Raw genomic sequence first — 24,366 nt, 5'->3', positions numbered from 1 at the left:
GATCCAAACGGTCAAGAAACCGGAACGGCTGAACAGGGCCGGTCAAATCGCAAGCTTATGGATGAACGATCATGGACCAGGCTGTCGATAACAAAACGATGGCGGAAACCGGCACGCCGATAACAGAGAGCGAAAAGAACGCCATCATCGGCGGCGTGCTGTTGTCGATGCTGTTGGCGGCACTCGATCAGACCATTGTCGCACCGGCCATGCCGACCATCGGGCATGCGCTCGGAAACGCACACTATCTGCCATGGATCGTCACCGGTTATCTCCTGACCGCTACCGCCGTGGCCCCGCTCTACGGCAAGATTTCCGACGTCTACGGCCGCCGGCCGACCGTCTATGCCGCGATCCTGATCTTTTTGGCGGGATCGCTGGTCAGTGCGATGGCTCCCAACATGTTTGTGCTGGTTGTCGGGCGGGCGATCCAGGGCGCCGGCGGCGGCGGCTTGTTCGCTTTGACGCAGACCGTCGTCGGCGATCTCGTTCCGCCGCGCGAGCGGGCACGCTATGCCGCCTGGTTCTCCGGCACATGGGCTGTCGCCAGCGTTGCCGGTCCGTTGCTCGGCGGCACTTTCGCAGAGCACCTGCACTGGTCCCTGATCTTCTGGATCAACATTCCGCTTGGTGTTCTTGCGATGGCGATCATCAACAAGCCGCTCAAGAAGCTGCCGGTTGCCGCAAAGCGCCACCGCATCGACGGCCTGGGCGCGTTGCTTCTGATCGTTGCCACGGCGCTGCTGCTGCTCGCATTGAACTGGGGCGGCAGCGCCTATCCCTGGATTTCGCTTGAAGTCATCGGCGTTCTCTGCGGTTCGGCGATTTTCTGGGGCGCTTTTGCCTTGCGGCTTAGGCGAGCCGCAGAGCCGCTCATTTCCCTCGAAGTGCTTGGCAATCCAATCGTTCTGGCGGGGACGCTTTCGATGTTCCTGCTTCAGGCCGCAAGCGTCGGCATGGCTGTGTACCTGCCCGTCTATCTTCAGGCGGTGCTCGGCCTGTCGGCGGCAGAGTCGGGCATCGCGATGCTTGGGCTTTTGCTGGGGACCGTCGGCGGCGCGGCATTCAGCGGCCGTATGATACCGCATTTCACCCACTACAAGCGCATTGCGATGGTGGGCGTCGTCTTCAGCATGCTGTGCCTCTGCCTGCTGGCCGTCGTCGCAGGATATGCAACGCTGCTGGAGGTAGAGGTCTTGACGATCTGCATCGGGTTTGGAACCGGAACGACGTTTCCGGTCACCACCGTGTCGGTCCAGAACGCCGTCGATCGCGTGCATCTCGGCGTCGCGACGGGCGTGCTGACATTCCTGCGTTCGCTTGGCAGTGCGCTTGGTGTCGCGATGCTCGGCGCGGTCGCTCTGGGCTACGGCTTGCCACTTGCCGGTGAAGGCGTGCGGATCGTGGGCCATAGCGCGACGGTCGAGCCGTTCGTGATGATCTTTGCCGTCGCCGCCGTTACATTGCTGCTGGGGCTGATCACGCTGACGCTGATGCCCGAAAAGGAGCTTCGCGGTTACGCCGACAATGCGGCGCCCATCCTCGCCGAGTAAGCTTCAGCCGGAGACGCCGAGCTTCTTCTGCAGGCTGGTCGAGGAGGTCGTGTACTGGAAAACGATGCGCTCGCCGGGGCTGATGATGCGCTTGGCGGCCTGCGCCATCAGCGCCACTTCGTGGAAGCCAGACAGGATCAGCTTCAGCTTGCCCGGATACCAGTTGATGTCGCCGACCGCGAAGATACCGGGCACCGATGTCTGGAACTTCTCGGTATCGACCGGAATAAGGTTCTCGTGAAGGTTGAGACCCCACTCCGCGATCGGTCCGAGCTTCATGGTCAGGCCGAAGAACGGCAGCATGCGCGTGCAAGGCACCTCGACATCGCCGTCAGGTCCCTTGATGGTGGCCGATGACAGTTGGCCGTCGGCACCGGTCAATCCGGTCACCTGCCCGACCTGGAACTCCAGCTGCCTCATCTCCTGCATGGCATACATCTTGTTGACGCTGTCGGGGGCGGCACGGAACTCGGGCCGCCGGTGCACCAGCGTCACGCTCTTTGCCACCGGCTGCAGGTTCAGCGTCCAGTCGAGTGCCGAGTCGCCGCCGCCGATGATGACGAGGTCATGGCCGCGAAAATCCTCCATCCGGCGCACCGAATAGAAGACGCTCTTGCCTTCATAGGGCTCTATGCCGGGGATCGGCGGACGCTTGGGCTGAAAGGAGCCGCCGCCGGCGGCAATCACCACCACCTTGGCCTCGAACACCTCGTTTTCGTCGGTGGTGACGCGAAAACTGCCGTCCTCCAGTTTTTCCAGGCTGGAAACCATTCGGTTGTAGCTGAAATCAGGCTTGAACGGCGCGATCTGCTCGAGCAATTTGTCGACCAGCCCCTGCGCCGAGATCGAAGGCCAGCCTGGAATGTCGTAGATCGGCTTTTCCGGATAGAGCTCCGCGCACTGGCCGCCCGGCCGATCGAGAATGTCGATCAGGTGGCACTTCATGTCGAACAGGCCGAGCTCGAACACGGCAAACAGGCCAACCGGCCCTGCCCCGACAATAAGCACGTCTGTCCTGATAATGTCGGTCATGCCTGTGCCTCGCTGCGCATGACCCCGAAAATCGGATCGATTTTCGGAAAGGATCATGCGCAAATAAAAGTCCTACAGCGTCCTTTGCGCGTCCAGGAGGACGCGCGGCGCTGGAGTGAAACAGCAGGACACTGCATGACCATCGCTCCGCTGCCAAGCCACAGCGGGAAAAATCAGTTGGCAAAGATACCGCTTATCCCTGGCGGGCAGGCACCCGCACAATGAGACCGTCGAGCGCGTCTCGCACCTTGATCTGGCACGACAGCCGTGAGTTCGGCTGGACGTCGTAAGCGAAGTCCAGCATGTCCTCTTCCATCGCTTCCGGCTCGCCGACTTCAGCCGTCCAGGCTTCGTCGACATAGACGTGACAGGTGGCACAGGCGCAGGCGCCGCCGCATTCGGCTTCGATCCCGGGCACGGCGTTGCGGATCGCGTTCTCCATGACCGTAGAGCCGTTCTCGGCGTCCATGTCGAAATGCGTGCCGTCATGGGCAATGAAAGTCAGCTTGGTCATTTGTCACCTGAAGGGAGTTCCAGCCGAGATAATCACTCCGGCTGACAAGTCAACTGCCGCACGAGAGCGCCGCCCGATGACGTTTTTCCGCAAATCGGGTTCAGCGCGGATTCAGCGGTTGATGGCGGCGATGAAATCGCGCACTTCGTCGATCAGCATGCCAAGCCGTTTGAGCGTCTGGCCGTCTTCCGGCCGGTGCTCGATCTCGGTGGCGCAATCGGCGATGGCAAAGGCGCCGACGCCCCGTGCCGAACCCTTCAATCCATGGGCGAGCAGAAGCCGGTCCTTGATGTCGGCGTCGACTATTCTGTCGCGCACGGACAGCGCCTGCTGTACAAACAGCGCCAGCACCTCTTGCTCAAGGCTGCGGTCACCCATCGTCTGGCGGGCAAGGTGTGCCAAATCGACCGGCCGTGACCGCCTTGGTCCGGATACGTCGCCCCCGGGCATTGAGAAGGCAATGCCGCTTTCGCCACGCATGAACTCGAACTCCGTTTCTTCGATTCGCCCAAAAACCTAGGCGAATCCAATGGACAACGGGTTAATGAATGGCCGGGAAAAATGTTGCCAAAGCGGCGCCCAAATCACAGTTCCGTTAACCTTATATTTAAAGTTTTACGTATCCCGCGGAATGCATGTTTTCTTTACCCCCCTGTGTCATTACGATACGAGGGGTCCATTTTCAGCCTCCTGCGCGGGGCAAGACAAACAGAATTATAAGCCCGCGGCAGCTAGTACAGGGTAGCGAAGGCATGGCAAAGAAACCAACGACGACGAGAACTCTCGACAGCGACGTGGCCAGGGAACTGGAAAAGGCGCTCGATCTCGACCTCAGCAGCGAGATCGGCAACGGCGACCTCGACATCGCGGCTTCTATGGAGGATCTGGAAGCTCAGATATCCCAGGCGGCCGACGAGTTGGCGCGCGAGGGACGCAATCATAAGCCGGAACAAAACCCGGAGCCCGTAGTCAATCAGAACCACGCCGCGAAACCCGCGCCGAAGGCAAAGCCTGCCGAATTGCGCCCCGTGGGACCGCGCAATGGCGTCCAGCCCGCGGGTTTCGCGCCGGCCAATGACGATCGCCAGAAGGACTATAAGACGCTTCTGCACAGCCTCAACAGGCGTGCCTCGAACACCATTTACTGGGTCGTCGCCTTCGTTTCGCTCGCCTGGTTCGCCGGCGCCGGCGGTTTGGCCAATCTGCTTTTCGGACCGAGCATCTGGAGAATCCGTACGCTCGACCAGTTCCTTGCCCGTCCGGAGTTGATCGGCCTTGCGGTCGCGGCCATCGTGCCCGTCATCCTGTTCTGGGCCTTCGCCGCCATGATTCGCCGCGCCCAGGAAATGCGCATCGCCGCACAGTCGATGACCGAAGTGGCCTTCCGCCTGACCGAGCCGGAAAACCTTGCCCAGGATCGCGTCATGATGATCGGCCAGGCCGTTCGTCGCGAGGTCGCGGCCATGGGCGAAGGCATCGAACGCACGCTTGCCCGCGCGGTCGAACTGGAAACGCTGGTCCACAGCGAAGTCAACCAGATCGAACGCTCCTATTCCGAGAATGAATCCCGCATCCGCTCGCTGGTCGACGGGCTCGGCAGCGAGCGCGAAGCCGTCGTCACCCATGCCGAGCGCGTCCGCGCCTCGATCACCGGCGCGCATGAGACGCTGAAGGACGAGATCGGCGCCGCCTCCGACATCATCCGCGACTCGATCCTCAATGCGTCGACCAAATTGTCGATGACGATCACCAATTCCGGCGACACGCTGATCGATCGCATCAACGAAAGCTCGATGTCGATCTTCGATTCCGTCGAAGGCCGGCTCGATTCGATCACCGACCGTCTGTCGACCTCAGGCGAAGCCTTCGCCAGCCTTCTCGACACCCGCATTGCCAAGCTGACGGACACCACTGACGGCCTGACACGGTCGTTGACCGATCTGCTCGACGATCGCACCACCGGCATGGTGTCGCTGCTCGGCGGCGCCGCACGCACCCTCAATTCCGAGTTCGAGGCCAGCCTCAACGGCATCGAGCGGACGCTCGCCGAACGCGGCCAGGCCCTGATCAGCGAGTTCCAGACCCGCGCCGAGGCGCTGGACACCGGAACGCAGAAGCTCAATGCGGCACTCGAGGCCCGCGCCCGCCAGATCAACGAAACGCTGGTCGAGCGCGCCCGCGAAATCGCGCACACCTTCGCCGAGAGCAAGGACACGCTGTCGGCAATGATCGATCAGGGCAAGACCCAGATCGGCGCCGACATGGCCGACATCGTCACCTCGACCTCCTCCATGCTCGAAGCCCGCGCCAGCGACTTCGCCGGGCGCATGGAGGCCGCCCGCCATGTCGTGTCGCGTTCGTTCGACAGCGACATCCAGCGGCTCGCCGACGCCCGCGTCGGCATCGAGGAAGCCGTCGAGAACCACAGCAGGAAACTGTCCGAAAGCCGCGAGCGCATGGCCGCGGCCATGGAGGCCGACCTGGCGAAGTTCGCCGAGGGCCGCGCCGGCATCGATGCGGCGGTAACCAACCAGGTGCAGAAGCTGGCCGAAGGCCGCAGCCTGATCTCGCGCGCTCTCGAAGAGGACCTGCGCAAGGTCAATGAATCGCGGGCGGCCATCGATGCATCGCTCGGCAGCCATCTCGAAAGGCTGGAAGAAGGCCGCAACAGGCTCTCCACTGCCTTGAACGAAGACTCCGGAAAACTGGTGCAAGCCCGTACGATTATTGATGAAATGGTCGCGGGCCATGTCGGTAAGCTCGCCGAGGGCCGCAACATTCTGTCACGCGCCCTGGAGGCCGACCTCGGCAAATTGTCCGACAGCCGCGCCAGCATCGACGGTCTGGTCGCCGGTCAGGTCGAGAAGATCGCCGAGGGCCGCGCCGTGCTCGCCAAGGCGTTGGAAAACGACATCGTCGGCATCAAGAGCCTCATCGAAACCCATTCCGCCAAACTGGCGGAGGACCGCACGCAGCTTTCTCATTCGCTCGACAGCGATCTGTCCGGAATACGCGGCCTGATCGAAAGCCACTCGGGACGGCTGGCCGAGGACCGCGGCCTGCTGTCCCAGACGCTTGAGGCCGACCTTGCCAAGCTGGCTGAAAGCCGTTCGAGCATCGACGGTCTGGTCGCCGGTCAGGTCGAGAAGCTGGCGGAAGGCCGCGACATTCTCAAGCGAGCCCTGGAATCCGATCTGAACACGATCAAGGGCGTCATATCGAGCCAGTCGGAAAAGCTGGCCGAGGATCGCGGTCAGCTTTCCCGGGTCCTGGAAGCCGATCTGCAGAATGTGAACAGCGTCATCGCCGATCACATGAACAAGCTCGTCCAAGACCGCTCCGCACTGTCGAGGGCCCTTGAGGATGACCTCGCCAAGCTGGCCGACAGCCGTTCCAGCATCGACGGGCTGGTTGCGGGTCAGGTCGAGAAGTTGTCCGAGGGCCGAGATATCCTGCGGCGTGCTCTGGAATCCGACCTCAATGCGATCAAGGGCACCATTGCCGATCAGTCGCAGAAACTGGTCGATGACCGGGCACAGTTCGCCCGGGCGCTCGAGGCTGATCTCGAAAGCGTCAACGGCTTGGTCAACAGCCATTCCGAAAGGCTCGTGCAGGACCGTTCGACGCTGTCGAAAGCGCTTGAAGCCGACCTCGAAAACGTCGGCGGCCTCGTCAACAGCCACGCGGAAAGGCTCGTCCAGGAGCGCTCGACCCTGTCGAAAGCGCTTGAGGACGATCTCGGCAAGCTGGCCGAGAGCCGCTCCAGCATCGATGGCCTGGTCGCCGGCCAGGTCGAGAAGCTCGCCGAGGGCCGCGATGTTCTCAAGCGCGCGCTGGAAGCCGACCTCGCCAAGCTGGCCGAAAGCCGCTCCAGCATCGACGGCCTGGTCGCCGGCCAGGTGGAGAAACTGGCCGAGGGTCGCGACATTCTCAAACGCGCCCTCGAAGCTGACCTGCAGAAGCTCACCGAAAGCCGCGGCGATATCGACAACATCATCGCCGGGCATGTCGGCAAGCTCGCCGAAGGCCGCAATATGCTGACCCTCGCACTGGAAGACGATCTCGGCAAGCTGGCTGAGACCCGCAAGGATGTCGACCGCTCACTGTCGGGCCACATCGACCAGATCGCCGCCAGAAGCTCGGACATCTCTGCCGCTATCGCAGGCGATGTCGAGAAGATCGAGCAGGCATTCAGCCGCCAGACCGGCATCATCGAGGAGCGTGCCGGCACCATGGAGCGTGCGCTCTCGACAGGCGTGGACAACGTCCGCGCCGTGCTTGAGAAGAGCGCCGTGTTTGTCGCCGGCGCCCTGCGCGAAAAGGTGCTGGAAGTCACCAGCACCCTGCACGAGCAGGCCGGTGCCGCTTTCAGCGACGCCGACCGCAAGATCGCCGAGCGCGCCGAGCAGACGTCCGCCGCCCTGCTGGCGCGGGCCGAAGACATCGCCCGCACCTTCGAGGATGCAGACCGTCGCCTCCACGCTCGCGCCGAAGACACGTCCAACGCCTTGCTTGCCTGTGCCGACGATACGTCCAGCTCGCTGCTGGCCCGCGCGCATGAAACCGCCGATCAGCTGGCCGCTCGCGCAAGCGAGATCGCCGGCACCTTCGACGCGGCGGATCAGAAGCTGGCCGCCCGTGCCCAGGAAGCCGCCGATCAGCTGACTGCCCGGGCTCAGGACACCGCGGATCATCTGGCCGCCCGTGCAAGCGAGATTGCCGGCACGTTCGATGCGGCCGACCAGAAGCTGGTTGCCCGCGCTATCGAGACCGCCCAGTCGCTGGCCGCGCGTGCCGGCGACATCCTGCGCAACTTCGAAGGCGCCGACCAGCGGCTCGGCATGCGCATCGGCGAATCGGCCGAAGCGCTTGCCGCACGCGCGTCGGACCTTGGCCGCATTTTCGATGCCGCCGACCAGCAACTCGTCTCGCGCATCGCCGAAGGTTCGGAAGCGCTGTCGAGCCGTGCCTCGGAAATCGGCCGTATCTTCGACGAGGCGGATCAGCGTCTGGTGTCGCGCATCGCCAGCAGCACCTCCACGATCGGCGAGCATGCCGAGACAATCGTCGGTGCCTTTGCCGATACCGAGCAACGGGTTGCCGAACGCGCAAGGCGGACCGGCCAGGAAATGGCCGTGCATGCCCGCGAAATCGAGCAGGCGCTTGCCGGTGCGGACGAGCGTTTCGCGTCGAGTGCCGCGGCCGCGGCAGCCCGTGTCGAAGAGCAGGTCTCAGGCGTCGAGAACCGCCTCGCCTTCACAGCCGAGACGATGGGCCAGAAGCTCAACGAACAGGTGTCGAATGCCGAGGCGCAACTCGTCTCGCGCGCCAATGTGATCGCCGAGACCTTCACCGCGGTTGGCCAGCATATCGGCCAAAGCACCAACGATGCCGCCAAGACGATCGGCGCCAACACCCGCGAACTCAACACCATGCTCGCCGCACGTTCGGCCGAAATGTCGAAGATCCTCGACGAAACCGCACGGCCCCTGGTCGAGCGCTTCGCCCAGGGCGGCTCGGACCTGCAAAAGAGCATGGAAGAGGTCACCGAACGCGCCACCGAGAAGCTGCGCAGCGAGAATGCCGCGCTTGTCGACGCGCTCGCCAGCCGCACCGCCGAAACCTTGTCGGCGGTCGAAGGCGCCCGCTCGTCGCTGTCCGACAGCGTCGCTGATCTCATCGGCCGCATGACCAAGTCCAGCTCGCAGCTCGGTCAGCTGATCGACCAGGCCGCGGTCAATCTCGGCCAGGTCGATGAACGCCTGAGCGGCAGCACGCAAAGCTTCGCCGCCACCACCGAGAAGGCCGCGCAGACCTTTGCCAGCTCGGCACGTCTGGTCGATTCGAACACGACGAGGCTGACGGAACTGTCGTCGTCCACCTTGCGCGAGGTGGCGTCGATCGCCACCAAGTTCGACGAACACAGCCGTCTGCTGTCCAGCGCTTCGGACCTGCTGAGCTCGGCCCAGAGCAATCTCGAGCACACGCTCGAGAGGCAATCGTCGCTCGAAGACCTCGCCGTCGGCCTGGTCAAGAAGTCGGAAGATCTCGAAAGGGTCATGCGCTCGTTCGAAAATCTCGTCGGCCAGACGCTGCAGAACGCCGAAGGCAAGACGATGGAGTCGGCCGACAAGATCCGCAACGCCATCACCGACGTCGTCGATTCGGCAACCAAGCGCTTTGCCGATGCCACCGAGGAGATGCGGCGCACCGCCGGCTCGATCAAGAGCGAACTCGACCTGACCCGGGCCGAGCTCAAGAAGGGCGTCATCGAAATGCCGGAAGAGGCAAAGGAATCGACCTCGGCCATCCGCCGCGCCGTTTCCGAGCAGATCAACGCCCTCAAGGAGCTTTCGGACATCGTGGCCAAATCCGGCCGCGGCGGCGGTGAGGGATCAGAACCACGCAACCTGCGCCCGGCGCCGCAAGCGCCGGCCGCACGCGCTGCCGAGCCGCCGCGCCGCGCACCGGCACCGCAGCCGGATCTGCGCACGCCTCAGGCGCCCTTGGGCGGCCCTGCATTGCGCGGCACGCTCGACCTTGAGCGTCCTGCCGAGGCTGCACCGCGTCCGCGCGGCGATGCCAGCGCCCGCACGCCCCAGGGCGGCTGGGTGCGCGATCTGCTTACCGCGGCATCGAACGATGAGGACCTCAGGTCGGCAGCCCCTACGGCCCCCGTGGAAGCGCAGCGCGCTACCCCCGCGCAGCGCTCGCCCCTGCATGTCGTGGAATCGCTGAACTCGCTCTCCGTCGATATCGCGCGTGCCATCGACCACGAGGCTTCGATCGAGCTGTGGAACCGCTACCGGCGTGGCGAGCGTGACGTGTTCACGCGGCGGCTCTACACGTTGAAGGGACAGCAGACGTTCGACGAGATCCGTCGCAAGTATCAGGCCGAGGCCGAGTTCCGCGCCGCCGTCGACCGCTACTGCGACGATTTCGAGAAGCTGCTCAAGGATGTCTCGCGCAACGACCGCGACAACATCATGGCGCAGACCTACCTGACGTCGGACACCGGCAAGGTCTACACCATGCTGGCCCATGCGAGCGGCCGCCTGCATTAAGACAGGAATTGAACAGGCGGGGCTATGGTCCCGCCTGTGACTGCGCTGAACCTCCGTCACGCGCCGACCTGCCCGCAGCAAGTTTTCCGAGCCTATCGATGCGTTCGGGACTCGTCCAAAGTCGGATTTCCGACGCACTGAAATCCACCGACAATACCCGCTGCCCTGACGTTCGAAGGGTGTGATCGTGAAGACGGCAATTATTTTCGACTGCGAGTTTCTTTGCCTGGAGGGCTCGCAACGCCGATTCTGGTGCGCGGCACACGATCCTGACCCGGTGATCGCACAGATCGGCGCCGTCAGGCTTGGACTCGAGGGCGATTTTCCAATGCTCGGCACACACAAGGTCTACATCAGACCGGTCGACCGGTTTGGTAAGAGATACGCCCTCGACCCGTTCTTCACCAAACTGACCGGCATTACCGAGGAAGATCTGGAGACCGAGGGGGTGGCGCTAGGAGACGCCCTCGCCGACGTCGATCGTTTTTCCGGCGGGGCGCGTTTCTGGTCCTGGGGCAAGGACGAATTGAACATGATCGCCATCAGTTGCTATGTCGCGGACATTCAGCCTCCGATCCCGGCCAGCCGGTTTGACAATGCCGTCAAGCTGCTGATCGCGGCCGGAATGCCGATCGAGGATCTGGCGAGAACGCCGAGCAACAAGCTCGCCGATTACTACGGCGTCGAACACCCGCCATTGCAGGGGCACGACGCGCTCGATGACGCGCTGTCCGTCACCTATACCCTGCAGCACCTGATGAAGACCGGGAAGCTCCGCCCGGAAATCTTTGACCGCTTGTAGGCAGAGAAGCCTGGAGGGATGAAGCTTTGTGGGATTCCGGCGCGCCCCGCGCTCAGATCACCGAATCCGTCCAGTGCACGATCTGCCCGGCGGCGTCGCCGAACGCCTTGTCGAGCGCGCTGACATAGGCAGGATTGCCGCTGCCCGAGACGGGTGCGGCTGCGGTGAAGCTCTTGGAGGCACGGACCTCGCCGTTGCGATCGTTCAGGATCCGCACGAACAGATCGACCTCGGCATGTTCGCCGCCGTCGACACGCACCTCGAAGGACCGGATTTCGACGATCACCTGATAGTCGATCGCCAGGCCCTCGCCCGGCTTGCCGACGCCGGCAAAGCTGCCTGAACGCTGGAAGGTCTCGGCCAGCCGCGCCTGCACGATCAACGGCAGCCGGTCGGCCCATTGCGCGCCCTTGAGATACTGGATCGACCGATCCGACGGCTTGATGACGATATTCTGGCTGTCCAGCGCCTTGAGCGCCGACGGCTGCGCGATCAGGATCTGGCGGCGGCTATGGCCATGCGCGTCGACCGAAGGCGCTGACAGTTCGAACGTATCGAGCGGCGCGGGCTTGCCGCCCAACGCCGCGCAGCCGGCCAGCGTCAAGGCAAGCAGTGCCGCAGCCGAAGTCAACCCGCCCGTTTTCACCCATACAGACTTCACGCGCGATCCCCGTTGTCCCCGGATCGTAAGATCGACCCGCTTTCGCGGCTCATGTTTCTGGGGCGCGCCGTCGCCGAAGTCAACGCCGCGCCCTGCCATCGAATTGCCGAACCTCGCCGTCGCCACCCGAAAGGATGCGCTGCGGATTGCGGCTGAGATCGGTCACCGCCTCTTCGATGCGGCTGATCGAACGGCGGCTGTCCTGCACCAAAGCCTCGACATTCGAAAGCCCCTGTCCAGAGAAGCGCGCCAGATTGTCGGTGATGACGCCAAGGCGGGCATTCAGCGTGTCGGCAACCTGCTTGAACGACTTCAGCGTCGCCCTGGCATCCGCCATCACGCCGTCGGCCTGCCCCGACCCGAGCAAGGTATCGACCCTGGCAAGAATGCCATCGACGCGCACCGAGGCATCGTTGAGCCGTTGCGCGAGCTGCTTTGCGTCCTTGATCGTCTGGTCGATGTCGTCGGCCCGGTTGGCGAACTTGTGGGTCACCTCCGCGATGTCGGCGGCGGCCTTGTCGGCGCTCTCGCTGGCCTTTTGGATGTTGGCGAGCGCCGAGCGCACTTGTGCGGGATCGATACCGTCGATCACCTTGTCGACCTTGGCCAGCGTGCCTTGCGTCCGTTTGGCGAAGTCGTTGACCGATCCCACGGCTGTATCGACGTTCTTGATCACGCCGTCGAGCTGCTTCGACGTCTCCTTGAGGTTACCGGTTACCGCGTCGACATTGGCGACGATGCTCTTGATCTTGTCCTTGTCGACGGCGTTGAGAAGGCCTTCGGCTGCTTTCAGCGTGCCGTCGAGTTTGCCGGAAACGCCTTTAAGCTCCTCCGCCAGCGTGCTGGCGGCGGACAGGAATTTGTCGATGCCATCCGAATTCTTGGCCAGCGCATCGGAGAAGGTCTGAACATTCTGGACGGTCTGCGTCAGCGGCCCGCGAACGTCCCTGGTGAAGCCTTCGAGCTCGGTCAGCACCTTGTCGGCGCGGGTGAAGATATTCTGCGCCGTCTGCAAGAGGTTGGTCACCGCCGACGGGTTGGCGACGATCTCGGCGACCTTGCCTTCCTTTTCCGCCTGGTCGAGGAGTTTCACTTCCTTGGGGTCGGCGCCCTTGAGCTCGATGTTGGCCTGCCCGGTCAGGCCGGCAAGCCCGATATCGGCTTGCGTCGATTTGGTGATCGGCGTCATGCGGTCGATCTCGGTATCGGCGATGGCAACCGTCGGATTGTCGACGTCGATATAGACGCGCTTGACGTCGCCGACCTTGACGCCGTTGAACAGCACGAAACTGCCGCGGCCAAGCCCGGACGCAGAGCCCGGAATGCGCACGCGCAGCAACGTCGTCTCGCCCTTGTCGCCGATCGCCGCCGTCCAGTAGACGAAGGCAAACGCCGCCAGGATCGCAGCCAGCGTGAAGATGCCGACAATGACGTAGTTGGCTCTAGTTTCCATTGTCCCACTTATGGCTATGCGCGCGCCGCAAGATCAAGTTGCCGGGCGCGTTTTCCGCGGAAATAGGACTTTACCCACGGTTCCTCGCTCTTCAGCATGTCGTCGATGGTGCCTTCGACCAGCACTTTCTTCTTGCCGAGCACGGCCACCCGGTCGCAAGCGGTGAACAGCGTGTCGAGATCGTGCGTCACCATGTAGACGGTCAGATCCATCGTATCGCGCAGTTTGACCACCAGCTCGTCGAACTCCGCCGCGCTGATCGGATCGAGGCCCGATGTCGGCTCGTCGAGGAAGACGATGTCGGGATCGAGCGCGAGTGCCCGGGCCAGCGCGGCGCGCTTGATCATGCCGCCGGACAGTTCGGACGGGAATTTCTGCGCCGCATCGGGCGGCAGCCCGACCAGCTCGATCTTGAGCATCGCCAGTTCGTCCATCAGCTTTCGCGGAAGGTCGAGATATTCGCGCATCGGCACCTGGACGTTTTCCAGCACTGTCAGCGCCGAGAACAGCGCGCCGTGCTGGAACAGCACGCCAAGCCGCATGTCGATGCGCAGACGCTCGGCATCATCAGCTTTCTCGACATCGACGCCGAACAGCTTGATCGTACCCGACTGCTTGCGCGTCAGGCCGAGAATGGTGCGCAGCAGAACGGATTTACCAGCACCCGAGGCGCCGACAAATCCAAGGATTTCGCCGCGCCTTATGTCGAGCGACAGTCTGTCGAGGATAAGCTTGTCGGCGAAGGACACGCTGATGTCGTGCGCGGATAGCACGATGTCGCCCTCACCCGCGTCATCCGCCAATGCGCCCGCCCTTTTCCTGTTTCGCAGGTTCATCTCAGAACTCGATCGCTGCGTAGAACATGGCAAAAAGTCCGTCGAGGATGATGACGACGAAGATCGACTTCACAACCGAAGCGGTAACATGCTGGCCGAGCGATTCGGCGCTGCCGCCGACCTTCATGCCTTCGACCGAGGCAATCGTGCCGATGATCATGGCCATGAACGGCGCCTTGATCAGGCCGGCAAAGATGGTGCTGAGATCGATGGCGACGCGCAACCGGTCGATGAAGGCGGCGGGCGGGATGTCGGAATAGAGCCAGGCAGCCAGTATGCCGCCGCCGAGTGCGGCGAAATTGGCGATGATGGTCAGGCACGGCAAGGCGATGACCAGCGCCACGAGCCGGGGAAAGACCAGGACGCCGATCGGGTTGAGCCCGATGACCTTCAGCGCGTCGACCTCCTCGCGCATCTTCATCGAGCCGATCTCGGCGGTGATCGCGCTGCCGGAGCGGCCGGCGATCATGATTGCCGTCATCAGCACGCCGAGTTCGCGCAGGATCAGCACGCCGACCAGGTCTACGACGAAGATATCGGCGCCGAAATAGCTGAGCTGATAGGCGCCTTGCTGGGCAACGATGGCGCCGACGATCGCCGACATCAGCACCACCACCGGAATGGCGCCGACGCCCATGCGGTCGATCTGGTTGAAAATCGCCGCCGGGTTGACGGCATGGCCACGGCCGAGCTTCATCTGCGCGCCACGGATGGTGGCGCCGAGGATGTTCATCGAGGCGAGAAAATCGTCGCGCATCTCGTAGACGCGGCGGCCGACCGCCTCGAGAGCGCGAATGACGATGTTGGGCGGCCGCGCCGGGCCGGATTCGGGTTCGCGCCGCACGGCCTCGCCGACAGCTTCGAGCAGGATCGAAGCGATCTCGCTCTGGCCTTGCATCTGGATCTCGACGCCCTTCTTCTCGAAGGCGCTGACCAGCCGGTCGATCAGCCAGGCGCCGGCGGTGTCCATCTTCTCGATCTTGGAAACATCGAGCGCCAAGGTTTTGAAGCCGCTTCGCTTCTCGATCTTGCGCATGTCGGCGTCGATGAGCGCGACGGTCCTTGTGGTCCAGATTCCGGAGAAAGCGCAGCCAAGAACGCCGTCCTCCTCGCCGATCGCCACGCGCGGTTCGTGGTCAGCCTCCCCTGCGGTCGTGCCGCTTGCGTCGCGCTTGCCGATGGTCAACATGGCGTCCTGTTTAGCCTGACGGGTCTGACCTGTCGATTTGCCGACAACGCTTGTCGCACAGCAGGAGCAGAAAAATATGGCGCGTGTCATTTCGGTCGAGGCCGAGCGTTTTCCCATCGCCGGAACCTTCACCATTTCGCGAGGTTCCAAGACCGAAGCCGAAGTGATCTCCTGCACGATCGGCGAGGGCGGCCACCTCGGCCGCGGCGAATGCGTCCCCTACAAGCGCTATGGCGAGACCATGGAGGGCGTGCGCGACGCGATCGAGGCCATGCGCGGCCGGATCGCCGGTGGCATCGGCCGGACCGCCTTGCTCGATGCTATGCCGGCCGGAGCCGCCCGCAACGCCATAGACTGCGCCCTGTGGGACCTGGAGGCAAAGCTCAGCGGAACCTCGGTAGCAGTCGCGATAGGTGCTCTTCCCTTGCAGGCGCTCGAAACCGCCTACACGCTGTCGCTGGGCGAGCCGGAGGCGATGGCGGCGCAGGCTCGCGCCAATGCGGCGCGGCCGCTGCTCAAGGTCAAGATCGGCGGCGACAACGACATCGCCCGCATCCGCGCGGTCAGGCAGGCAGCGCCAGACAGCCGCATCATCCTCGACGCCAATGAGGGCTGGAGCGACGACAACATCGTTGCGAACCTCGCCTTTGCCGCCGAACAAGGTATCGCGCTGATCGAGCAGCCGCTGCCGGCCGGTCATGACGAAATCCTGCGCCATATCGCCCATCCCGTGCCGATCTGCGCCGATGAAAGCGTGCACGAGGCTGAGAATCTCGAAGCGCTTGTCGGTCTCTACGATGCCGTCAACATCAAGCTCGACAAGTCGGGGGGCCTGACTGCGGCACTGGTGCTGCGCGATCGCGCCCGCGAACTCGGTTTCGGCGTGATGGTCGGCTGCATGGTCGGCACGTCATTGGCGATGGCGCCAGCGGTGCTGCTTGCCCAGCATGCCGATTTCGTCGACCTCGACGGTCCGCTGCTGCTTGCCCGCGACCGGGTACCGGGCCTTGTCTACCAGGGATCGATGGTGTCACCGCCCGATGTGGCGCTGTGGGGCTGAGCACGCTGCAAGGCCGATCAGCACGAGGCCGATCAAGGCGATCGGGATCATGGCAAAGAAGCCGTCCACGCCGAGATGGTCGTAGAGCGGGCCGGACGCCAGCGTCACCACCGCCATGAAGAAGCCGTTGGAGAAATAGGCAATGCCTTGCGCGGCACCTGTCCGCTCCTCGGAGACGGTTTCGCCGATCATCTTCTGCAGGCCGGATCAGCCCAAGCGCCACCGAGACCGAGTGCAGCGACTGGACACCGAAGAAACCGGGAATGCCGAGGCCGAGCGGCCAGACCAGCGGAAAGGCGATCCAGCGCACGATGGAGCCGATCCCCGCCATCACCATGATCGACACGACGGAGAACCGGTCAAAAAAGCGGGTGAACATCATGAACATGCAGACTTCCGACACCACGCCCCAAGCCCATAAGAGACCGACAACCGAATCGCTGAGGCCGATCGATTTCCAGTAGATGGAGACGAAACCGTAGAGGAATGCGTGGCTGGCGGTTATGACGCCGACGCCGACGGAAAAATACAGGAAATACGGGTTGAGAAGCTTCGGCGCCGAATGCTGGATGTCGGTGGCCGACAGCGGTGAGGCGCGCCGCGGACGGCCTAGACGCGCCGCCAGCAGGCCGGCGGCAAGGGCCGCGGCAAACGCCGCCAGAATGATAACCGGAACGGCCTGCGAGCCGGCTGCCGACAGAATGAAGCCGCCGGCGACATTGGCGCAGAGATAGGAGATCGAGCCCCATTTGCGCATGCTTGTGTAGTTCGAACCGAAGCGGCGCACACCCGAAAGCGCCAGCGAATCGGCGATCGGCGAATGCGGCGTCCAGACAATGGTCAACGCCAATGAGACCGCCAGCACCATCGCATAGGTCGGCGGCAGGAAATAGCCTGCCGACAGGAGCAGTGATGCAGCCATCAGCGCGACATAGACATCGGCGCGGTCCCTGGCACGGTCGGCCAACGCGGTCAGTAACGGCGTCGTCACCACGCGCAGGAACATCGGCGCCGCCAGAATGACGGCGATCTGCTCGGCGTGAAAACCCTTGGCCTGCAGCCACAGTGGAAAATAAGGCAAATGCGTTCCGAGCGGCACGTACAGCGTCGCGAAGATCAGGCTCATGCGCAGTTCGAAATGGCGCGGCTTGACGAGTTGTTCGGGCGAGAGCTGCGGCAGGGCCATGAATCGATCCAATCGCGCTGTATTCGACCGGACGGCAACGCGTATCGATCCCTTAACATGGACGAAAACCGGACGAAACCGGTTGGACTAATTGATCGATTCCGAAGCCTGAAAAGACTTCGGACTATGCCGCCTGCCCTACCCGGTCCTCGATGAGCAACGGGACAAAGGGCTCGTCCGGCGCTTCTGGCAGCACCTGCGCCCAGGTCAGGATTTCCATGCGGCCGTCAAAATGCTCGACCACGGCCGTGCAGCTTTCCACCCAGTCGCCGGTGTTGATGTACTGGACATCGCCAAAATTCTCGATGACGGCATGATGGATGTGGCCGCAAATGACGCCGTCGACGTGTGAACGACGCGCCTCATCCGCAAGCATGGTCTGGAACGAGCCGATGAAGTTCACCGCCTTCTTGACGTTGTGCTTGGCCCAGGACGAAAACGACCAATACGGCAGGCCGAGCAGTTGCCGCAGCCGCGTCACCACGCGATTGACCAGCATGGCCGCGTCATAGGCGTGATCACCGAGATAGGCGAGCCAGCGCGCATTGTGGACCACGGTGTCGAACTGGTCGCCATGGATGACGAGCAGGCGCTTGCCGTCGGCAGTCTCGTGGATGGCGCGGTCGGCGACAACGATGCCGCCGAAATGCACGCCCTGGAACTGGCGGGCGAACTCGTCATGGTTGCCGGCGATGTAGGTGATGTTGGCGCCCTTGCGCGCCTTGCGCAGCAGTTTCTGCACGACGTCATTGTGGCTTTGCGGCCAGTGCCAGCTCCGCCGCAGCCGCCAGCCGTCGACGATGTCGCCCACCAGATAGATGATATCGGCATCGTGATATCGAAGGAAATCGATCAGGAACTCGGCCTTGGCCGCCTTCGAGCCCAGATGGACATCGGAAATGAACATGCTGCGGAAAGTGCGGGGCTCTTGGCCGGACATCGCGATTTCACCGTTGCTTTCGCGAGCCTATGCCCCGATTCATGCAACAACCGTATGACGGTTGCGATTGGTCCAGCCGAAGGACTAGCTTGCCGGCCAAATCACAGGAGAAATCGTCATGGATCTCGGTATCCGCGGAAAGAAGGCCATCGTCTGCGCTTCGAGCAAGGGACTTGGGCGCGGTTGCGCCATGGCGCTGGCGGAAGCCGGCTGCGATGTCGTGGTCAACGGGCGCAATGCCGAGCTGGTGGCGAAAACCGCCGCGGAGTTGCGCGAGCGATATGGCGTCACGGTGACGGAAGTCGTTGGCGACGTTTCGAAGCCGGAGGTGCAGAAGGCGCTGCTCGCGGCTTGCCCCGAGCCGGACATCCTCGTCAACAACAATGGCGGCCCGCCGCTTCGCGATTTCCGCACGCTCGATCGCGAAAAGATCCTCGAAGGCGTCACCCAGAACATGGTGACGCCGATCGAGCTGGTCCAGGCTGTCCTTGACGGCATGGCGGCGCGCGGCTTCGGCCGCATCGTCAACATCACATCGCTGTCGGTCTATGTGCCCATTCCCGGCCTCGACCTGTCGTCCGGCGCGCGCGCCGGCCTGACCTCGTTTCTTGCCGGCGTGGCCAGAACGGTGATCGACCGCAACGTGACCATCAACAGTCTTTTGCCGGGCAAGCTCGACACCGACCGGCTGCGCGGCCCGCATGAAGCCGGCAGCGTCGAAAGCCCTGAGGCCGCAGCCGCGCGCAAGACTCGCATCAGCGCCGACGTTCCGGCCAAGCGGCTCGGCACGCCGGAAGAATTCGGCCAGATCTGCGCCTTCCTGTGCTCGGTCCATGCGGGCTATCTGACCGGGCAGAACATACCGGTCGATGGTGGTCTCTACGTCAGCGCCTTTTGATCAACTTGTCCGTGAAACTGCAGGAACTATCCATCAGAAAATCGGCATAAGCATTTGATCGTTCAAGGCTTTGTACGCGCCGCCGGGTAAAGCTGCCGGCGCGTCAATTAGCGTCGCGAAAAACCACGGCTGCATGCTAAAAGGGAATCTCCAGCCAGATTTCGAGGGAGCGGCCGCATGGAAGGCGAGAGCAAAAAGACGGTACGTTCGGACCTCGACGAAGCCGCCCTCTACTTCCACAAGCACCCAAGGCCGGGAAAACTCGAGATACAGGCGACCAAGCCGCTCGGCAATCAGCGCGACCTCGCGCTCGCCTATTCGCCTGGCGTCGCCGCCCCTTGCCTGGAAATCCGCGACGATCCGGCGACCGCCGCCGACTACACCGCGCGCGCCAATCTGGTCGGTGTCGTCACCAACGGGTCGGCGGTGCTCGGCCTCGGCAATATCGGCCCGCTGGCCTCCAAGCCGGTGATGGAAGGCAAGGCCGTCCTGTTCAAGAAGTTCGCCGGCATCGATGTCTTCGACATAGAGATCGACGCGCCCGGTATCGAGCGCATGGTCGAGACGATCTCGGCGCTCGAGCCGACTTTCGGCGGCATCAATCTCGAGGACATCAAGGCGCCAGAATGCTTCGAGGTCGAGGAACAGTTGAAGGCGCGCATGAAGATACCGGTGTTCCACGACGACCAGCATGGCACCGCCATCATCGTCGCTGCCGCCGTGCTCAACGGGCTGGAATTTGTCGGCAAGACCATATCGGAAATCAAGATCGTCACCTCCGGCGCCGGGGCTGCCGCCCTTGCCTGTCTCAACCTGCTGGTCTCGCTCGGCGCCAAGGTCGAAAACATCTGGGTCACCGACCGTTTCGGCGTTGCCTACAAGGGGCGCACCGACGAGATGGACCGCTGGAAAGACCCTTATGTGAAGGACACCGAGGCGCGCACGCTGGCCGACGTCATATCGGGTGCCGACGTCTTCCTCGGCTTGTCGGCGGCAGGCGTGCTGAAGCCGGAACTGCTTGAGCACATGGCGCCAAAACCGCTGATCCTGGCGCTGGCCAACCCCAATCCGGAGATCATGCCGGAAACGGCGCGTGCGGCGCGTCCCGATGCGATGATCTGCACAGGCAGGTCCGATTTTCCCAATCAGGTCAACAACGTACTGTGCTTTCCTTACATCTTTCGCGGCGCGCTGGACTGCGGCGCCAGCGCCATCAATGAGGAGATGAAGATGGCGGCGGTGCGGGCAATCGCAGCGCTGGCACGCGAGGAACCTTCAGATGTCGCGGCCCGCGCCTATTCCGGCGAGACGCCGATCTTCGGCCCTGAATTCCTGATCCCTTCGCCCTTCGATCCACGCCTGATCCTGCGTATAGCGCCCGCGGTCGCCAAGGCCGCCTGCGACACCGGTGTCGCGACAAGGCCGATCACCGACTTCGCCGCCTATATCGACAAGCTGAACCGCTTCGTCTTCCGCTCCGGCCTGGTGATGAAGCCGGTGTTCTCGTCCGCCAAGGCATCGAGCGCCAAGCGCGTCATCTATGCCGACGGCGAGGATGAGCGCGTGCTGCGCGCCGCCCAGGTGGTGCTCGAAGAAGGCATCGCCGAGCCGATCCTGATCGGCCGGCCGCACGTCATCGAAGTGCGCCTGAAACGCTACGGCTTGCGCATCAAGCCCGGTGTCGATTTCGGCCTGATCAACCCGGAAGACGATCCGCGCTACCGCCACTATGTCGACCTTTTGATCGAACTCGCCGGCCGGCGTGGCGTCACGACGGAAGCCGCGCGCACCATGGTCCGCACCGACAACACGGTGATCGCAGCACTTGCGCTGAAACGCGGCGATGCCGACGCCATGGTCTGCGGCCTTGAAGGGCGCTTCGAGCGGCATCTGCGCAACGTCACCTTGATCATCGGCCCGCGCACCGGCGTCAAGGATCGCGACCTGTCGACGCTCTCGATGCTGATCTCGCAGCGCGGCATCATCTTCCTGACCGACACCCACGTCTCCGTCGACCCGACGGCGGAAGAAATCGCCGAGATGACGGTGCTGGCGGCGGAAGAAATCCAGCGCTTCGGCATCGAGCCGAAGGCAGCACTCTTGTCGCATTCCGATTTCGGCTCGCGCGATTCGCCCAGCGCCCTGAAGATGCGGCAAGCAGCGGCGATCCTGGCGCGCATCGCGCCTGAGCTTGAATGCGATGGCGAGATGCATGCGGACACTGCTCTGTCGGAGCACCTGCGCCAGCGCGTCTATCCCCATTCGAGACTGAAGGGCGAAGCCAATTTGCTGGTGTTCCCCAACCTCGATTCGGCCAACATCACGCTGACGGCGCTCAGAACCATGACGGATGCGCTGCATGTCGGGCCGATCCTGCTCGGCACTGACATGCCGGCGCATATATTGACGCCGTCTGTCACCTCGCGCGGCGTCGTCAACATGACGGCGCTTGCCGTGGTCGAAGCCGCCCACAAGGCACAAGCGGTCGTCAATCTGGGCTGAACACGGATTTCGCGGTAAACTGCAGTTAACCGCGAACACGGTAGCCTATGCGGGGCTAACAGTCGGATTTGGAAGGTGGAGTTTGGGCGGATGGCAAGCGGAGGGTGGAAGCAGGCGCATGCTGCCGTGCTGCTTGGCCTGCTGTTGTCCGCAACCTGGGGGATAGCCGAGCCGCAGGCTGCTTCGCGGGTCTGCCGCCAGCTGGAAGCCGATCTTGCCGCGTCCTCGCGTGGCGGCGGTGGCGGTCCGGCGCTAGTCCGGAAATACGATTCCGCAATTGCCCGGCAACATGAGCAGATTTCGAAGGCTCGCGGCCAGGCGAGCCGGGCCGGATGCGGTTTTTCGCTGTTTGGTCGCAACCTCAATCAATGCGCCGGGCTAAACGCCACCATCGATCGCATGAATGCCAATCTCGACGCCTTGCAGAACAAGCGCGAGCGGCTGGCCGGCGGCGGCTCGCGCCGCGACCGCGGACGCATCCTGGCGGCGCTTGACGCCAATGGCTGCCGCGACGACGCCGTTGCGCCTCAGCGGGCGCCTTTGCAGGAAGCCAACCGCGAGGGCGGCAGCGCAAACCTGTTCGATCAGCTTTTTGGCGGCAACAGCCAGCAGCTCGATATGCTTGATGAGCCCAACCAGCCCGACGATCCCGGCGAGGAGCGCAATGTCCGCCGTGTGCTCAACCAGCCCGGCATACCCGATTTTCCGAGCGTCGGCGGTGAGTTCCACACTTCCTGTGTGCGCACCTGCGACGGCTACTTCTTCCCGATGTCGAACTCAGCCTCGGCAGGCGATTTCGAACGTGACCAGAAGAATTGCGAATCGAGCTGCCCCGGCACCGAGATGCAGGTTTTCTATTCGCGCGCCATGGGCGACGATTCGGCCTCGATGACGTCATCCGTCACCGGCCGGCCCTACAGCGAATTGCCGACCGCCTATCTCTACAAGCAGCCCGATATGTCGCGGCCGCCGGCTTGCGGCTGCAACGCCGCCGCGCAGGGTTTTCAGATCATCGCCGGCAACCCGCCGAATCCGGAACAGTTGCAACCCGAGACGGACTCCGCACCGTTCATTCCGGTGCCGATCTCCAAACCGGATCCAGGTGCCGATCCGGAAACTTTGGCCAATCTGGAAGGCGGGCTCGACCGCGAGGCGATCAAGCGGCTTTCCGCCAAGCCGGTGACGTCACCTGTGTCCGCGCTGCCTCCGGAACAGCGCAAGGTCAGGGTCGTCGGGCCAACGTTCCTTCCCGACCCATCAGCGGCAATAGATCTGCAAGCTCCGGCCCCGAAGGCAGTCCGGTAAGGGCTGTTCTGAGCGGCATGAACAACGCCTTGCCCTTGCGGCCGGTCGCTTCCCTGATCTTGCCCGTCCAGTCCTTCCAGATCGCCGCGCTCCAGGGTTCCTCCGGCAGCAGATCGAAGGCCTGTCGAAGGAAATCGCGGTCGTCACCGGAAAATTCCGGCTTCTCCTGCGGTCCGTCGCGCAGGATACGCCACCAGTTGACCGCATCGGCCAGCCTGTCGAGATTGCCGCGCACCGCCATCCAGAACGGTTCGGCCTGCTCGCCGGAGACGCCGAGCACGATCAGACGATCTTGTGCCTCGGTGAACGGCATGTGGTGCAGCAGCGACCGGTTGAGCACGAACAGCTCGTCGGGATCGAACTTGGCGGCGGATTTCGATGTCGCCGCCGGGTCGAAGCGTTCGGCGAGTTCGCCCATCGTCGGCACCGCCGCGACATTCTCCGAAGTGCCTACCAGGACGGCCAATGATGCGACGGCCATCGGCTCGATGCCGTCCTCGCGCAGGCTCTCGATGGAGAGCGCGCCGGTGCGCTTAGACAAGCCCTCGCCCGATGCGGTGGTCAGGAGATTGTGGTGGCCGAACACTGGCGGCTCCGCAGCCAGCGCCTGGAACAGGGCGATCTGCACGCCGGTGTTGGTGACATGATCGTCGCCGCGGATGACATGGCTGACGCCCATCTCGATGTCGTCGACCACGGAAGGCAGCGTATAGAGATAGGTGCCGTCCTCGCGCACCAGGACCGGGTCGGAAAGCGAGGCCAGATCGACAGTTTCCTCACCGCGCACCAGGTCGTTCCAGTGGATTTCGGTGCGTTCGGGCTGTTGTGGATCGCCTGAGAAATTGGGGAGGAGAAACCGCCAGTGCGGCCGGCGGCCATCGGTCTGGTATTCGGCGATCTGCTCGTGCGTCAGCGTCAGCGCCTCGCGACCATAGACCGGCGGCAGGCCGCGCGTGCGGCGCACCTTGCGCCTGAGATCGAGTTCCTCCGGCGTTTCATAGCAGGCATAGAGAACGCCTGCCGTCTTCAGCCTCTCGACCGCCGCGTCATAGACTTCGAAGCGCCGCGACTGGTACTCGGTGGCGTCGGGAAAAATGCCCAACCAATGCAGGTCGTAGAGGATGGCGTCGGAAAACTCCTGCTTCGAGCGCGCAATGTCGGTGTCGTCGAAGCGCTGGATGAATCGGCCCTTGTTGTTCATGGCAAACAGCCAGTTGAACAGCGCCGTGCGCGCATTGCCGATATGAATGCGGCCGGTCGGCGACGGGGCGAAACGAACGGTAACTGTCATGAACGGGGCGTACCGGATGCTTTTGTGGTTGACAAGACGCGCCCCCGCGCTGGCCGGCAGACATAGAACATGGCGGCTGG

Annotated in this window: 16 protein-coding genes and 1 pseudogene; 7 read left to right on the top strand and 10 right to left on the bottom strand. The window is 63.3% G+C overall.

Annotated features, from left to right (window positions below):
• The first annotated feature begins 71 nt into the window (after nt 1-71).
• Nucleotides 72-1,553 carry an MDR family MFS transporter gene (locus EOB80_RS08190; RefSeq protein ID WP_127327299.1) on the top strand — a complete coding sequence of 494 codons (1,482 nt, stop codon included), beginning with the start codon at nt 72-74 and terminating at the stop codon, nt 1,551-1,553.
• A gap of 3 nt (nt 1,554-1,556) precedes the next feature.
• On the opposite strand, the gene EOB80_RS08185 is transcribed toward EOB80_RS08190, so the two are convergent.
• The 3 genes from EOB80_RS08185 to EOB80_RS08175 form a co-directional block, all read right to left on the bottom strand.
• On the bottom strand, nt 1,557-2,585 hold the full coding sequence (locus EOB80_RS08185; RefSeq protein ID WP_127327298.1) for an NAD(P)/FAD-dependent oxidoreductase: 1,029 nt from the start codon (nt 2,583-2,585) through the stop codon (nt 1,557-1,559).
• A gap of 193 nt (nt 2,586-2,778) precedes the next feature.
• Nucleotides 2,779-3,099, bottom strand: coding sequence for a 2Fe-2S iron-sulfur cluster-binding protein (locus EOB80_RS08180; protein ID WP_056582251.1), 321 nt, complete (start codon nt 3,097-3,099; stop codon nt 2,779-2,781).
• Nucleotides 3,100-3,210: 111 nt separating this feature from the next.
• Entirely contained in the window at nt 3,211-3,579 is a 369-nt protein-coding gene (locus tag EOB80_RS08175) for an Hpt domain-containing protein (protein WP_127269546.1), read from the bottom strand.
• Between the two features lie 272 nt (nt 3,580-3,851).
• Here EOB80_RS08175 and EOB80_RS08170 point away from each other — a divergent pair, with 272 nt between their 5' ends.
• Nucleotides 3,852-10,163 carry a kinesin gene (locus tag EOB80_RS08170; RefSeq protein WP_127327297.1) on the top strand — a complete coding sequence of 2,104 codons (6,312 nt, stop codon included), beginning with the start codon at nt 3,852-3,854 and terminating at the stop codon, nt 10,161-10,163.
• 187 nt (nt 10,164-10,350) lie between these two features.
• A complete protein-coding gene (locus EOB80_RS08165) occupies nt 10,351-10,965 on the top strand; it encodes a 3'-5' exonuclease (protein ID WP_127327296.1) in 615 nt (204 codons plus the stop codon).
• Nucleotides 10,966-11,017: 52 nt separating this feature from the next.
• Here EOB80_RS08165 and EOB80_RS08160 read toward each other — a convergent pair whose 3' ends face one another.
• Genes EOB80_RS08160 through EOB80_RS08145 form a run of 4 tightly spaced genes read right to left on the bottom strand, consistent with a single transcriptional unit; the run spans nt 11,018 to nt 15,104 of the window.
• On the bottom strand, nt 11,018-11,725 hold the full coding sequence (locus EOB80_RS08160) for an ABC-type transport auxiliary lipoprotein family protein (protein WP_127327295.1): 708 nt from the start codon (nt 11,723-11,725) through the stop codon (nt 11,018-11,020).
• The gene (locus EOB80_RS08155) at nt 11,706-13,079 is read right to left on the bottom strand and encodes an MlaD family protein (protein ID WP_127327294.1); all 1,374 of its coding nucleotides are present in this window, start codon (nt 13,077-13,079) and stop codon (nt 11,706-11,708) included. Before EOB80_RS08155 ends, EOB80_RS08160 begins: the two co-directional genes overlap by 20 nt.
• Before the next feature lie 14 nt (nt 13,080-13,093).
• Nucleotides 13,094-13,915: an ABC transporter ATP-binding protein gene (locus EOB80_RS08150; RefSeq protein ID WP_127327293.1), complete on the bottom strand. Its 822-nt coding sequence runs from the start codon at nt 13,913-13,915 to the stop codon at nt 13,094-13,096.
• A 1-nt stretch (nt 13,916) separates the two neighbouring features.
• A complete protein-coding gene (locus EOB80_RS08145) occupies nt 13,917-15,104 on the bottom strand; it encodes an ABC transporter permease (protein WP_023810578.1) in 1,188 nt (395 codons plus the stop codon).
• 76 nt (nt 15,105-15,180) lie between these two features.
• Here EOB80_RS08145 and dgcA point away from each other — a divergent pair, with 76 nt between their 5' ends.
• A complete protein-coding gene (dgcA, locus tag EOB80_RS08140) occupies nt 15,181-16,164 on the top strand; it encodes an N-acetyl-D-Glu racemase DgcA (protein WP_127327292.1) in 984 nt (327 codons plus the stop codon).
• Here dgcA and EOB80_RS08135 read toward each other — a convergent pair.
• Nucleotides 16,135-17,350, bottom strand: a pseudogene (locus EOB80_RS08135) (MFS transporter). The gene dgcA and the pseudogene EOB80_RS08135 overlap by 30 nt on opposite strands.
• Before the next feature lie 124 nt (nt 17,351-17,474).
• Complete coding sequence (locus EOB80_RS08130; RefSeq protein WP_127327291.1) at nt 17,475-18,290, bottom strand: UDP-2,3-diacylglucosamine diphosphatase; 816 nt, start codon at nt 18,288-18,290, stop codon at nt 17,475-17,477.
• 118 nt (nt 18,291-18,408) lie between these two features.
• Between EOB80_RS08130 and EOB80_RS08125 the strand changes: the two genes are divergently transcribed.
• From EOB80_RS08125 to EOB80_RS08115, 3 genes are all read left to right on the top strand, one after another.
• On the top strand, nt 18,409-19,188 hold the full coding sequence (locus EOB80_RS08125) for an SDR family oxidoreductase (protein WP_127327290.1): 780 nt from the start codon (nt 18,409-18,411) through the stop codon (nt 19,186-19,188).
• A 177-nt stretch (nt 19,189-19,365) separates the two neighbouring features.
• The gene (locus tag EOB80_RS08120; protein ID WP_127327289.1) at nt 19,366-21,690 is read left to right on the top strand and encodes an NADP-dependent malic enzyme; all 2,325 of its coding nucleotides are present in this window, start codon (nt 19,366-19,368) and stop codon (nt 21,688-21,690) included.
• A gap of 90 nt (nt 21,691-21,780) precedes the next feature.
• Entirely contained in the window at nt 21,781-22,995 is a 1,215-nt protein-coding gene (locus EOB80_RS08115; RefSeq protein WP_127327288.1) for a DUF2865 domain-containing protein, read from the top strand.
• Here the strand turns inward: EOB80_RS08115 and gltX are convergent.
• A complete protein-coding gene (gene gltX, locus EOB80_RS08110; protein WP_127327287.1) occupies nt 22,913-24,286 on the bottom strand; it encodes a glutamate--tRNA ligase in 1,374 nt (457 codons plus the stop codon). The genes EOB80_RS08115 and gltX overlap by 83 nt on opposite strands.
• Nucleotides 24,287-24,366: the final 80 nt, after the last annotated feature.

This window comes from Mesorhizobium sp. M7A.F.Ca.MR.245.00.0.0 (genome assembly GCF_003997415.1).
Lineage (GTDB): Bacteria > Pseudomonadota > Alphaproteobacteria > Rhizobiales > Rhizobiaceae > Mesorhizobium.
Note: the sequence above shows the minus strand (reverse complement) of the source record. Positions and strands in the feature narration are given on the sequence as shown.

Bases quoted from the DNA above. Each gene is read 5' to 3' on its own strand.
- EOB80_RS08125 (WP_127327290.1), top strand. From the start codon at position 18,409: ATGGATCTCGGTATCCGCGGAAAGAAGGCCATCGTCTGCGCTTCGAGC.
- EOB80_RS08180 (WP_056582251.1), bottom strand. From the start codon at position 3,099: ATGACCAAGCTGACTTTCATTGCCCATGACGGCACGCATTTCGACATG.
- EOB80_RS08150 (WP_127327293.1), bottom strand. From the start codon at position 13,915: ATGAACCTGCGAAACAGGAAAAGGGCGGGCGCATTGGCGGATGACGCG.
- EOB80_RS08130 (WP_127327291.1), bottom strand. From the start codon at position 18,290: ATGTCCGGCCAAGAGCCCCGCACTTTCCGCAGCATGTTCATTTCCGAT.
- EOB80_RS08170 (WP_127327297.1), top strand. From the start codon at position 3,852: ATGGCAAAGAAACCAACGACGACGAGAACTCTCGACAGCGACGTGGCC.
- EOB80_RS08190 (WP_127327299.1), top strand. From the start codon at position 72: ATGGACCAGGCTGTCGATAACAAAACGATGGCGGAAACCGGCACGCCG.
- EOB80_RS08145 (WP_023810578.1), bottom strand. From the start codon at position 15,104: ATGTTGACCATCGGCAAGCGCGACGCAAGCGGCACGACCGCAGGGGAG.
- EOB80_RS08160 (WP_127327295.1), bottom strand. From the start codon at position 11,725: ATGGCAGGGCGCGGCGTTGACTTCGGCGACGGCGCGCCCCAGAAACAT.
- gltX (WP_127327287.1), bottom strand. From the start codon at position 24,286: ATGACAGTTACCGTTCGTTTCGCCCCGTCGCCGACCGGCCGCATTCAT.
- EOB80_RS08115 (WP_127327288.1), top strand. From the start codon at position 21,781: ATGGCAAGCGGAGGGTGGAAGCAGGCGCATGCTGCCGTGCTGCTTGGC.
- EOB80_RS08185 (WP_127327298.1), bottom strand. From the start codon at position 2,585: ATGACCGACATTATCAGGACAGACGTGCTTATTGTCGGGGCAGGGCCG.
- EOB80_RS08155 (WP_127327294.1), bottom strand. From the start codon at position 13,079: ATGGAAACTAGAGCCAACTACGTCATTGTCGGCATCTTCACGCTGGCT.
- EOB80_RS08120 (WP_127327289.1), top strand. From the start codon at position 19,366: ATGGAAGGCGAGAGCAAAAAGACGGTACGTTCGGACCTCGACGAAGCC.
- EOB80_RS08175 (WP_127269546.1), bottom strand. From the start codon at position 3,579: ATGCGTGGCGAAAGCGGCATTGCCTTCTCAATGCCCGGGGGCGACGTA.
- dgcA (WP_127327292.1), top strand. From the start codon at position 15,181: ATGGCGCGTGTCATTTCGGTCGAGGCCGAGCGTTTTCCCATCGCCGGA.